The sequence below is a fragment of the Nonomuraea sp. NPDC059007 genome, assembly GCF_042740555.1.
GTDB lineage: Bacteria > Actinomycetota > Actinomycetes > Streptosporangiales > Streptosporangiaceae > Nonomuraea.
In genome coordinates, this window is record NZ_JBHYJD010000012.1 from 263,704 (window position 1) to 275,446 (window position 11,743).

An 11,743-nucleotide genomic window follows, 5' to 3' on the forward strand; every position below is an offset into this window, starting at 1 on the left:
AACGATTCAACGCGCGCCCAAGCGAACGTTTCAACGCGCGCCCAAGCGAACGTTTTGATGCGCGGCTGAGCGAACGTTTCGATGCGCGGCTAGCGGCGTACGTGCAGGCGGACCACGGCGCCGCGGTCGTCCTCGCAGACCTCGCGGCGGATGCGGCCGATGATCTCGCGGTCCAGCTTGTTCACGATCGTGCCCACGTCGGCCGCGGCGGGGCAGGCCAGGTGGACGTTGAGCCGGTCGGCGTCGCCCACGACGCGGACGGCCGCGCCGGTCAGGCCCTCGACGTCCTTCAGGCCCACGCACAACATCGCGGTGCCCGTCCCGCTGCGCGCGCCCCTGCGGCCCCAGCCCAGACCGAGCAGGAACCATCGCAGCGAGAGCAGGGCGAGCACGAGCAGGGTCAGCGCCAGCAGCCAGAGCATCCACGGCTGCGCGGCGATGGACTCGGCGGCGTTGTCGGGCAGGACCTTCGCGCGCGGGGCCAGGCCGGGCAGCAGGTTCTGGCCGCGCAGGTATGCGTAGGCGCCGGCGGCGAGCAGGATCGTGCCGACGACGGCCAGGCCGATCCGGTTGCCAGAGTACTGGCGCATCACAGCCCCCTGGTGCGCAGCCGTACCACGACCTCGCCCGCGCAGATCGCGCCGAGGCCGGCCAGCCGATCGCCCACCGCGGTGCCGACCTGCCTGAGCATCGCGCCCGAGCTCTCCGATCCCGTGGTCACGGTCACCTCGATCGCGCGTTTGCGCAGCCGGACGCGGGCGCGGGCGACGCCGTCGACGTTCTGGGCGACCGCGCGCAGCGTGCGGCGCAGCCCGGAACGGGTGATGCCGATGACGATCAGCGGGTCGGCGGTCTCGACCGGGACCAGCCGTGAACGTCCCGGCACGATCGCCAGCGCCAGCAGCCCCGCGCCGCCGATCACCGGCACGAGCGCCGCGAAGGAGATCTCCCACCACGTGGTACGGCCGGCCACGGCGAGCACCCGGTCCAGCGGAATCCATCCCAGCGGCGTCCCCATCAGCGCCGCGACCAGCTCGGCGGCGGTCAGGCCGAGCCCGGCGGCAAGTGCCAGCGCGAGCGTCACGCCGGCGGGTGTGCGGGCGGGCTTGAGCGCCCGGGTGAACCTTTTGCGCGGAGTCTCCGGCTGGGCGAGGGAAGCTGCGCCCGGCAGCCGCTGCTGGAGCGTGGTCATCACATCGACCATGGGTACACGCCTCATAGCCGCCCGTCGCCCTCCCCGCCGCCGGTTTGCCGGATCATTACGGGACTTCCGAAGAATGCGAATCATGCTCATGTCCGGTTACGCTGCAGCCATGGACGACCGTCAGCGCTACGACCGCGCCACCGCCGCGCTCGAACCACCGTTCGCGATCCTCGACCTGGCCGCCCTGCGCGCCAACGCCGCGGATCTGGTACGGCGGGCCGCCGGCAAGCCCATCAGGGTGGCCAGCAAGTCGGTGCGATCGCGACCGGTGCTCGAACGCATCCTGGCGATGGACGGCTTCCAGGGCATCATGGCCTTCACCCTGCCCGAGGCGTTGTGGCTGGTGAGCCAGGGTTTCACGGACATCCTCGTGGCCTATCCGACCGCCGACAGGCAGGCGCTGGCCCGCCTGGCGGCAGACGCCGCGGCCGCCCGCGAGATCGTGCTGACCGTGGATTCCGTCGGTCACCTGGACCTCGTCGAGGACGCGGTGGCCGGGGTGCCGTCCCGGCACGAGATCCGGTTGTGCATCGACATCGACGCCGCGTTCATCGCCCTGAGCGGGAAGTTCCGGGCCGGAGCGCTGCGTTCCACGATCCGCGAGCCCGAGCAGGCCGCCGAACTCGCCGCCGCCATCGCCAAACGCCCCGGCCTCAGGCTGAGCGGCCTCATGGCCTACGAGGCCCAGATCGCCGGGGTGGGCGACGACCCGCCGGGGAACGCCGCCTACACCCGTCTCGTCCGCCTCATGCAGAGCCGTTCGGCCCGCGAGCTGATCATCCGGCGGGGCCGTATCGTCAACGCGGTCCGCCGGGTCGCCGACCTCGACTTCGTCAACGGCGGCGGCACCGGCAGCGTCGAACGCACCGTCCGCGAGAAGGCCGTCACCGAGGTGGCGGCCGGGTCCGGGTTCTTCCATCCGCGGCTGTTCGACTTCTACCGGGGCGTCAGCGGCCGTCCCGCCGCGCTGTTCGCCCTGCCGGTGGTGCGCCGGCCGGCCCCCGACATCGTGACCGTACTGGGCGGCGGCTACCCCGCCTCGGGAGCGGCGGGGCCCAGCCGCCTGCCCCAGCCCTACTTCCCCGCGGGGCTGCGGTACGCGGCCGACGAGGGCGCGGGCGAGGTCCAGACCCCGCTGCTCGGCCAGGCCGCCCAGGACCTGAGGGTCGGCGACCGCGTGTGGTTCCGCCACGCCAAGGCGGGCGAGCTGTGCGAACGTTTCGACACCCTGCACCTGATCGACGGCGACGAGCTCGTCGACCAGGTCCCCACCTACCGCGGCGAGGGCCGCACCTTCCTCTAGTACGGCACGTAGAACGTGAGCAGGTCCGCCGTCAGCGGCGGGAACAGGGCCCGGAACAGCTCTCCCCGCCTCGTGTAGACGTCGGGCCTGACGCGGGTCAGCCCGGCCATCCCCTGCGCCCCGAACACCAGGGCGGGCAGGTAGTCCGGCGCCACCGCCGCGCCCGTCGGGCCGGGCCCCTGCTTCTGGCCACCGGCCGTGACCTGGCCGAGGCCGTCGGCGGTGACCGGAATCCGGTAGTGCGCCCCGAAGGTCGTGATCACCAGATCCGGCTCCGCGTAGTCCACCCCGGATTCGGTGAGGCGCTGCCAGAGCAGCGGCCGCAGCCGGTCGAGCAGCGCCGCGGCGTCCGGGATCCGGACGTAGTACTGCTCCGGCTCCTCGCGTGGCTCGTCCTTCACGAACTCCTGCCAGGCGGTTGCGGTGACCGTACCGGCTCGGTGGACGACCTGCAGCTCGCTGCCCGGCGCGAGCGCGGCGACGCCGCGCAGCAGGTCACGCGCGGCCGCCTCGTCGGAGGCGGCGGGCTCGGCGAGCAGGATCTCGCCGTCCGGCGGCGAGACCCGGCCCGAGGCGACGACCGCGCCGTCCCGTTCCAGCACCCAGGTGCTGCTGCCGTCGTGGGCCAGCAGCCAGCGCGAGCACGCCGCGGAGTGCGGCATGGCCACGTCGAACCGGCTCTGCGTCACGTCCTGCAGCGCCCGCAGCGCGGACAGGTCGGACGGCTCGGCCCGGCGGAGCGTGGGCGCCTCGTCCCCGTGCGGCAGGCGGCGCACGCTCAGCGCCGGAGGAATGTCGATGGCGTACTCGTAGCCGAACAGCCGGTAGAAGTACGGGATCCCGATCATCGTCTGGATGACGTGCCCACGCGCCGCGGAACGTTCGTGCGCCCACGTCATGAGGGCCCGTACCAGCCCACGCCCCTCGTACGCGCGGTCGGTGGCGACCAGCTCGACCTGTCCGGCGGGCAGCCGCACCCCGCCGATGCGAACGTTCTCATCGAGCAGCGTGGCGGTCGAGACGACCCGGTCCCCGTCGACGACCACGGCACAGGATTCCCATCCGGCCTCCGGATCCTCCACGACCAGCCGGTGGTCCACGGCGTCGACCGGTTCGCCGCGTTCGGCGAGCAGGGCGCTGATCTGGTCGAGGTCCGCGGGCCGCGCCTGGCGTAGTTCCAGGCCACCGGGCAGCGAGACGGGATTGTTCGTGCTCACGGCCGCGACTATGACACCGCCCGGCGCCGTGCGTCCATCGAGTTTCCGCTACTCCGAGCGTGCGCACACCGGGCACGCGGCCTGCACCAGAGCGCGGCGTTCCTCGTCCACCGCGACCACTTCGCCACTTCCCAGGCAGCACCGGCACAGGCGGAGCAACGCCGTGTCCGGATCGTCCCACCCTGGGCTGTTGCAGCGGTGACAGGCCAGCGGGATGCCGCCGACCCACTGCACCCGGCTCCCCCGGCACTGGGGGCACGTGGGCTGACTGTTCATCCCGCCTCTCCCTCTCCGATTGAAGGTATCCTGGGGCGTACGCCACCGTTTTCCCGGCAAAGTTTCAACCGAAGGTTCAACGATACCGTTGAAGCCATGGACATCAAGGACATAGCCCGTCCCCTCGACAGCGCGGCCATCTCCACCTTCCTCCAGTCTCTGCCCACCCGGCCCCTGCTCCTCGGCCTGGGCGAGGCCACCCATCGTGTGGACGCGCTGCCGGAACTGCGCAACGAGATCTTCCGGCACCTGGTCGAACATGAGGGTTACCGATCGATCGCGCTCGAAAGCGACTGTCTCATGGGCATGATCGTGGACGACTACGTAACGAAGGGAACCGGCACCCTCGACGAGGCCATGGAGCGGGGCTTCAGTCACGGCTTCGGCGCCTTCCCCGGCAACCGCGAACTCGTGCGATGGATGCGGGCGTACAACGAGGAGCATGAGGAAAAGATCCGGTTCTTCGGCTTCGACGGCCCGCTGGAGTACTGGGCGGCGAGCCCGCGGCAGGCGCTCACCGCACTCTACGACCTCCTCGACGATCCGCTCCCCTGCACCAGGGAGACGCTCGACACGCTGCTCGGCCAGGACGACCGGTGGTCGAACGAGGACTCGGCCATGGATCCGTCCCAGTCGATCGGCCAGTCCGCCGAGGCGCAGCGGCTGCGGCTGATCGCCGACGACCTGGTGGCGCTGCTCGACACGCAGGCGCCGGGGCTGGGCGTGGCGGAGAGGGAGATGGCGGCACTGTACGGGCGTACCGCCACCGGACTGCTGCGTTACCACTACTGGATGGCCGACGCGTCCCCGGCGCGGTGGAGCCGGCTGTCGAGCCTGCGGGACGTGATGATGGCCGCCAACCTGCGCGCGATCGCCGAACTCGGTCCGGCCCTGATCTTCGGCCACAACCTCCACCTGCAGCGCAACAAGGCCGCCATGAGCTTCGGCGACCAGACGCTGGAGTGGTTCGGCGCGGGGGCGATCGCCGAGACGCACCTGGGCGACCGCTACACCTTCCTGGCCACGGCCCTCGGCACCATCGACACCGAGGTCCCGCCCCCGGACACCGTGGAGGGCATCCTGTCCGCGCTCCCCTGGGACCGCACCCTCGTCGACGCCCGCCCCCTGGCCGAGGCTCTCACCCGGCCGACCCCGCGCAACTCGCACGACTTCGCCTACTTCCCGCTGGACCCGGCCCACCTCGGGCTGATCGACGGCATCGTCTTCCTCAGCGAGGTCGCCCACCGCGCCGAGAAATCGTGATCGGCTCCGCGGCGCCAGGGCGGACCGGGACCGGCTCGCCCGCGACCGGCCGTCGGCCCAGGTCCCGTACCGGCCTGATCAGCAGCAACGCGGCCACCACACCGACGGTCACCATCGCCGAGCCCAGCAGGAAGGTACGCGGCTCGACCAGCAACGCGGCCGGTCCGGCCAGCGCCTGGCCGACCGCCATCCCCGCGACCGACCCGGCCACCTGGTAGGCCGAGACCCGGTTGAGAACATCGGGCGCCACCTGCGTCTGCACGCTGGTCGTCCACATCACCGACCAGAACGCCAGCGCGATCCCCCCGAGTACGTGCCCGGCCATCAGCACCGGCAGCGGCGGCCCGAGGGCGACCGTCAACGGCACCGCCACATACCCCGACAACGCCACCGCCCCCGCCGCCAGCGGCCGCCCCGGCCGGAGCCGGATCGCGACCAGCCCGCCGGCCACCGTGCCCAAGCCGAGCGCCGCCATCACCCAGCCGTAGTCGGCCCCGATGACCTGCGACGACAGCGGCACCGACGGCCCGATCACCAGAACCCCCCAGAAAACCCAGACCAGGATGACCGACCACATCCAGCTCCTGGCCTTGAACTCATGCCACCCTCGGCGCAGATCGCTCAGCACGTCCGAGGGCTCCGGCTTGGGTACGGCCACGCGGACCAGCAGCAGGAGCACCGCGCTGACCAGGAAAGTTCCCGCGTCCAAGGCGTAGACGAAGACCGGACCGGCCGCCAGCACCAGGATCCCGGCCAGCGCCGGTCCGGCCAGGTGGGTGATCGCTTCGGCGATCTTCAGGGTGGCGTTGGCCCGCTGCGGATCCCGGGAGACGAGCGGCACCATCCCGTTCACCGAAGGCTCGAACATCCCGGCCCCGATGCCGGACAAGAACGCCATCGCCAGCAACAGGGCGTACGGCGGGGCGCCGTCGAGAAAGGCGATCGCCACCGCGCCCTGGCTGAACACACGCAACACGTCCGCGCCGATCATCACGGTCCTGGCGCCGAACCGGTCGGCGAGGACGCCGCCGAAGAGCATGACCAGGACCGCGGAAGCTGTCCAGACGGCCAGCACATAGCCGACACCGGCGATGCCGTACACCTGACCGATCGCGAGGGCTGCGGCTACGGGCATCATGGCGTCACCGAGCAACGATATCGTCCGGGCGCCGAAGTAGAGGGTGAAACTCTTCATCCACATAAGCAACAAGTCTGGATATTTCCAGATCAGACCACCGGTGTCGCAGATGACATCATTAGGTACATTTGCGTCATGCCCTCAGCGCCACCCGCGCCCCCGCTCACTACGCCACCCGCGCCCGCACTCCCTTCGCGACCCGAGCCCGCACTCCCAGAGCCACCCGCACTCTCACATCCAGGGGCACCCCCGGCGGCGCCGTCAACGCGGCCCCCGATCACGCTCCCGGTGTGTCCTCCGGCGCCGCCCCCGCCCAACCCGCACCGCGTCGTCGCACTGGTCGGTGAGAACCAGGAGCTCTACCCGGTCACCTCGGCGTCGGCGGTCTTCGGCTACCAGGGGCAGGAGATCCCGCAGCACTACAGCTTCCGCCTCTGCGCCGAACGCCCCGGCCCGCTCACCACCACCCTCGGCAGCCCCATCCACGTCGAACACGGCCTCGACGCCCTCGACACCGCCGACACCGTCATCATCGCCAGCTGGACGGTCTCGCCGACGCCCGCCGTACTCGATGCCGTCGCCGGAGTCCACGCCAGAGGCGGCCGGATCGTCGCGGTCTGCGCAGGTATCTACATCCCCGCCGCCCTCGGCCTGCTCGACGGCCGCCGCGCCTCGGTCCACTGGGAACTCAGCGCCGACCTGGCCGCGCGCCACCCCCGCATCGTCCCCGACGACACCGTCATCTACGTGGACCACGGCGACGTCGCCAGCGCCGGAGCCTCGGCCGCCACCCTCGACCTCTGCCTCCACCAGGTACTCCAGGAGCACGGCGCCTCCCACGCCATGCGCATCGGCCGCCAGCTCGCCGCCGGACCACGCCGCGAGGGCTGCCAGCGCCAGTACCCTCCCCTCCCGACGACCGGCCCCATGCCCGACTCCCTGGCAGGCCTGCTGGAATGGCTCCTGGCCAACCTGTCCAACCCCATCACCGTCGAGGACATGGCCGCCTTCTCCGGCGTCTCCCCCCGCACCCTGACCCGCCAGTTCGCCGACCAACTCGGCGTCCCACCGGCCCGCTGGCTGCTGGAACGCCGCCTCGCCACCACCCGCGCACTGCTGGAAGACACCGACCTCCCGGTCGAAACCATCGCCACCCGCGTCGGCCTCTCCTCAGCGGTCAACCTGCGCCGCCGCTTCCACACCGCCCTCAACACCACCCCAGCCGCCTACCGCCGCTCCTTCCGCTGACATAGCGCGGGTACGGCGGGGCGCGGCCCGTACCTCATGGAAGGTCGATCAGAGTGTCATCCAGGTAGAACGACGCCAGTCGTCGCACACCACTGGCGCGGACACCGGACCGCTCGTGAGCAGGTTCTCCGCGTATACCGCCACTGAGCTGGTCATGGTCGGCCCGGCGTCCGCGGCGGCGGGCTTTACACGGACGCCTACTGTCGAAGGTCCTGTCGAAGGTCGGCCGTCTCGGGACCGGCCGGGACGGCGGAGATTCGCGGCCATGCCCAGACGGAGCGCAGGATGAAGCCCAGGAGCAGCACCTCGATTCCGATGGAAAGGCCGTAGAAGGAGGCCCAGTCCCAGGACTCCCCTGCCGCGTTGAACACCGAGTAAGGGATGTAGAGCGATGCCACGACGAGGTTCGTGGCGCGGTTCACCCGGGCGGGCAGCGTCATGGAGAGCATCACCATCACGGCCGGGATCGCCACGGACGCGAGCATCACGGTCAGCAACGTCGGGCTGATGTCGAACTCGAAGACGACGCCGGCCCGGATGTTGTCGACGGTGCCGGGCTTGTAGAGGTGGAAGTAGTCGACGTAGATGTAGAGGAACATGAAGCTGGTCCATGCGGCGGCGAGCTTGACCTGCACGGGGACCGGCGGGTTGTCGAGCAGGTTCGGGCTTCTCGTCTGAATGTTCATCGGTTCTTCTTTCGAGAGGAGCGATCCGTCCGCCGGAGTGGCGGCAGGTTGAGGCGTTCTCGTCGGGTTCCCGGCGCCAAGCGCCTTGGCGATCTGTACGGCGAAGGAGCCCACGCGGCCCAGAGGTGTCCGTGACCAGCACCGTCTGGCCCGGTCGAACGTTCGCGATCTTGCGCATGCCCGCAACGCCGCCATGGCCGAGGTGGGCACCGCCGGCGCGGCCGGCGGAGCCTGAACGCCGAGCGCACCACGTACGGCTCACCGGTCATGACGAAGCCGGCGCCAGGATGTTCCGAGTCCGCGCCCACCTGGACGACCGCATCGCCTCGACCGGGCAGCGGTAGCCCGGCCTCGGACGACTCGAGCGCTGAGGGCGGCCCGCATCGTCGTCGCCCCGGCCGGACTCGCCCCCGGCACCAGGCATGCTCCGGCATGCGATCGCTGCTCGATTCCCACGGAAACCTCCTCGCGTCCGAACTGCTACTCGCTGGTTCGTACATCGTACTTAGTACGGTGTACGATGGCTGTACGCTGAACGATTGTCAAGCGGTTCGAGGGAGCGAGGAGACCCGTTGTCCGCAAGGGAACGACGCCAGACCGCGTCAGATGCGGGGCTGAGCAAGGAGCGGGTGGTGGTCGAGGCGATCCGGTTCGCCGACCGCGAGGGGGTCGGCGAGCTGAGCATGCGCCAGCTGGCTCGCGCGCTCGGCGCGGGCGCGATGTCGCTCTACTACTACGTGGCGAGCAAGGAGGACTTGCTGGACGCCATGATCGACGTCGTGTTCGAGGAGATCGAGCTCCCACCCGAAGAGACCGACTGGCAGTCGGCGATGCGACGTCGGGCGGTATCCGCCCGCCAGGTTCTCGCCCGCCACCCATGGGCGATCGGCCTGATGGAGTCGCGGACATCGCCGGGGCCCGCGAGCCTCCGCCACCGCGAAGCGGTCACCGCCTGCCTGCGGCGTGCCGGCTTCCCGGTCTTGATGGCGACGCACGCCAACTGGCTGCTCGACAGCTATGTATACGGTTTCGCCCTGCAGGAAGCCAGCCTGCCGTTCGACACCGCCGATGAGTTCGCGGACGTGACCGAGGACGTCTTCCTGCCCCAGATTCCTCCTGACGAGTTCCCCTACCTCAACGAGTCCGCCGCGGTGCTCGCCGCTGCCGGCTACGACCCGGCGGAGGAGTTCACCTTCGGCCTCGACCTCGTCCTGGCCGCCCTCGAACCCCTGAGAGTGCCTACGTGAATTTTGTGGTCGTGCTGGGATGGCGCGGTGACTGAGCACCCGCCACCACGACCGGCCTGGCCGCAGACGTGCTGGGCCTGGTCATCGCGGTCGTCGTGCTCGCGGCCTCAGCCCACGAGAACACGGTCGTCGCCCATGGCGCCGACCTGGGGATCGCCGAACGCAGCCCAAACCGACGGGTCGTCGAGCAGACCGGCGCCTCTACTGGCGCGGGAGCTGGATGCCGGCCGCGCGTAGGTTGGCTTCGACCAGCGCGTTGAGCCGCGCGAGAGCCGGTTCCTGGTCTTCGCGGTGATGGTTGACCAGGCCGTACCGGGAGGCGGCGTCAGGCTGGTTCTGAAATCCGTCCGGCATCGTCAGCAGCGCGCGGTCGGCCAGCAGCTTGTCGGCCAGCGCGGACGCCAGCTCCTCGATCCGCGGGTCGTCAGGTTCCCAAGACCTGGCGTCCAGGCCACGCTTGGTCAGCTCGACGAACTCGGGATCGTCGAGCCGTTGTTCGAGCTGCTGCAGAAAGCTGGTGAAGACCCCCGGCACCAGCGCGCGGGCCAGCACCAGGGCCTCCCGTTGCGCAGCCACATATTCGGCACCGAACCCAAGCTCGACAAGCCTGTCCAAGACCGCACAGGCCCGATCCGGCAGCAGAACCCGGTCTCCATGAGCGAGACGGTGCAGCGTGTCACGCCGCGCGATCAGGTCCTCGATACGCTCGGTGAGCCGGCGATGCACGTCATCCAAGGCGGTGGCGAACCGTTCGGAGTCAGCGTCGAGCAGGTCACCGATCTCAGCCAGCGGCACTCCGGCCTCAGCCAGCGTCCGAACCTGAACCAGCCGCAGCAAATCCGCCGACCGATACCGCCGATACCCAGAACTGTCACGCTCCGGCTCGGTGACCAGGCCAAGCCGGTGATAGTGCCGCACGGTCTTGATCGTGACCCCGACGAACGCCGCCGTCTGACCGATCGTCAGCCCATCCACCATCGCCTCAGCACACCTCCAGACCACGAACGGCCACAGTCCCCCTCACTCATCACAGGGGCGAGGATAGCCCGCAGCCGTTCCATCTGAACCGGCACGTTGGCGCTCGGCTCCGCATCGCGATGGGCCTCTGGCAGGCTGATCGGGTGACAGCGAGTGCATCGGATCCAGGTGACCGGTTCCGAGACCGGCGCGAACGGAAGTACGGGTACGACTTCATCGACGAGGTGCTGGTGCGCTGTCCTCGGTGCGACGGGTGTGCTGTCGTCTTGGCACATCCGGGGATCACTAAGGACAGCGAGACGGCTGCATACGGCAGACGCTTGCGCTGCAGGGAGTGTGGTTACGTCAAGGACGAGGCGTTTGGCTTCGCTCTCGTCGGCGGCCCCGTCGATCCCTTCTTCCAGCGGCCGGTGTGGTTGCAGGCGAGTTGCTGCGGACACGTGCTGTGGGCCTACAACATCCGTCATCTCGACCTGTTGGAGGCCTTTGTGGCTGCGAAGCTGCGCGAACGTGGAGATCGTGTGGCTCGGGCTCCGGCGGTCACGTCCACGGACGTGGTGTATGAATCGATCTTCGCGTGATCCTGTTTCTGCAGGTTAAGCGGTAAGTGTCCGCGGGAGCGGGTTCTGGGCCGGTGTGTCGCCGGTGATGAGCCGGATGCGGGCTTTGGCCAGAACGTCCAGGCCCATGTAGCGGCGGGCTTCGGTCCATTCGTCGGTCTGCTCGGCCGGCACCGCGCCGACCAGGCGGATGATCGAGGGCCGGTCGGGGAAGATGCCGACGACGTCGGTGCGGCGGCGGATCTCCTTGTTCAGCCTTTCGTGGGGATTGTTGGACCAGATCTGGCGCCAGGTCTCGCGGGGGAAGGCGGCGAAGGCGAGCAGGTCCTCGCGGGCGGCGTCCAGATGCTCGCAGGCGGCGGGGTACTTGGCTTCCAGGGCGTCGATGACCCAGGCGTGCTGGGTGCGGACCTGCTCAGCGGTGGGCTGGTCGAAGATGGTGCGCACCAAGGTCGCCACCCACGGCTGGGCGCTCTTGGGCACGGTGGTGAGCAGGTTGCGCAGGTAGTGGGTGCGGCACCGCTGCCGGCACGCGCCGGGCAGGGCGGCGCCGATCGCCTCGATCAGGCCACGGTGGGCATCGGAGACGACCAGCTGAACGCCGGACAGGCCGCGCGCGACCA

General features: G+C 70.0%; 12 protein-coding genes. 5 read left to right on the top strand and 7 right to left on the bottom strand.

What is annotated here, in order from left to right; all coding sequences use genetic code 11:
* Nucleotides 1–89 precede the first annotated feature (89 nt).
* Both ACFWY5_RS22390 and ACFWY5_RS22395 read right to left on the bottom strand, forming a co-directional pair.
* Nucleotides 90–590 (bottom strand): hypothetical protein, encoded by a 501-nt coding sequence (locus ACFWY5_RS22390; protein ID WP_379609199.1) that lies wholly within the window; start codon nt 588–590, stop codon nt 90–92.
* Entirely contained in the window at nt 590–1,192 is a 603-nt protein-coding gene (locus tag ACFWY5_RS22395; protein ID WP_379634012.1) for a DUF6286 domain-containing protein, read from the bottom strand. The genes ACFWY5_RS22390 and ACFWY5_RS22395 overlap by 1 nt, the downstream gene beginning before the upstream one ends.
* 121 nt (nt 1,193–1,313) lie before the next feature.
* Between ACFWY5_RS22395 and ACFWY5_RS22400 the strand changes: the two genes are divergently transcribed.
* Nucleotides 1,314–2,507, top strand: a complete 1,194-nt coding sequence (locus tag ACFWY5_RS22400) for an amino acid deaminase/aldolase (RefSeq protein WP_379634014.1) — start codon at nt 1,314–1,316, stop codon at nt 2,505–2,507.
* Here ACFWY5_RS22400 and ACFWY5_RS22405 read toward each other — a convergent pair.
* On the bottom strand, nt 2,504–3,724 hold the full coding sequence (locus ACFWY5_RS22405; RefSeq protein ID WP_379609195.1) for a GNAT family N-acetyltransferase: 1,221 nt from the start codon (nt 3,722–3,724) through the stop codon (nt 2,504–2,506). The genes ACFWY5_RS22400 and ACFWY5_RS22405 overlap by 4 nt on opposite strands.
* Before the next feature lie 372 nt (nt 3,725–4,096).
* Between ACFWY5_RS22405 and ACFWY5_RS22410 the strand changes: the two genes are divergently transcribed.
* Nucleotides 4,097–5,263, top strand: coding sequence for an erythromycin esterase family protein (locus ACFWY5_RS22410; RefSeq protein ID WP_379634016.1), 1,167 nt, complete (start codon nt 4,097–4,099; stop codon nt 5,261–5,263).
* Here the strand turns inward: ACFWY5_RS22410 and ACFWY5_RS22415 are convergent.
* Nucleotides 5,229–6,458, bottom strand: coding sequence for an MFS transporter (locus ACFWY5_RS22415; RefSeq protein ID WP_379634018.1), 1,230 nt, complete (start codon nt 6,456–6,458; stop codon nt 5,229–5,231). The genes ACFWY5_RS22410 and ACFWY5_RS22415 overlap by 35 nt on opposite strands.
* A gap of 231 nt (nt 6,459–6,689) precedes the next feature.
* Here ACFWY5_RS22415 and ACFWY5_RS22420 point away from each other — a divergent pair, with 231 nt between their 5' ends.
* Nucleotides 6,690–7,649 carry a GlxA family transcriptional regulator gene (locus ACFWY5_RS22420; protein ID WP_379634020.1) on the top strand — a complete coding sequence of 320 codons (960 nt, stop codon included), beginning with the start codon at nt 6,690–6,692 and terminating at the stop codon, nt 7,647–7,649.
* Between the two features lie 197 nt (nt 7,650–7,846).
* Here the strand turns inward: ACFWY5_RS22420 and ACFWY5_RS22425 are convergent, their stop codons facing one another.
* On the bottom strand, nt 7,847–8,335 hold the full coding sequence (locus ACFWY5_RS22425) for a DUF6326 family protein (RefSeq protein WP_379634023.1): 489 nt from the start codon (nt 8,333–8,335) through the stop codon (nt 7,847–7,849).
* A gap of 572 nt (nt 8,336–8,907) precedes the next feature.
* On the opposite strand from ACFWY5_RS22425, the gene ACFWY5_RS22430 reads away from it, so the two are divergent.
* The gene (locus ACFWY5_RS22430; RefSeq protein WP_379609189.1) at nt 8,908–9,582 is read left to right on the top strand and encodes a TetR/AcrR family transcriptional regulator; all 675 of its coding nucleotides are present in this window, start codon (nt 8,908–8,910) and stop codon (nt 9,580–9,582) included.
* Between the two features lie 201 nt (nt 9,583–9,783).
* Here ACFWY5_RS22430 and ACFWY5_RS22435 read toward each other — a convergent pair whose 3' ends face one another.
* Nucleotides 9,784–10,560 carry a MerR family transcriptional regulator gene (locus ACFWY5_RS22435; RefSeq protein ID WP_379634025.1) on the bottom strand — a complete coding sequence of 259 codons (777 nt, stop codon included), beginning with the start codon at nt 10,558–10,560 and terminating at the stop codon, nt 9,784–9,786.
* 143 nt (nt 10,561–10,703) lie between these two features.
* Here ACFWY5_RS22435 and ACFWY5_RS22440 point away from each other — a divergent pair, with 143 nt between their 5' ends.
* On the top strand, nt 10,704–11,141 hold the full coding sequence (locus ACFWY5_RS22440; RefSeq protein WP_379634027.1) for a hypothetical protein: 438 nt from the start codon (nt 10,704–10,706) through the stop codon (nt 11,139–11,141).
* 15 nt (nt 11,142–11,156) lie between these two features.
* Here ACFWY5_RS22440 and ACFWY5_RS22445 read toward each other — a convergent pair.
* Nucleotides 11,157–11,743, bottom strand: a 587-nt coding sequence (locus tag ACFWY5_RS22445; protein ID WP_379634029.1) for a transposase, incomplete at its 5' end; no start/stop codon positions are given.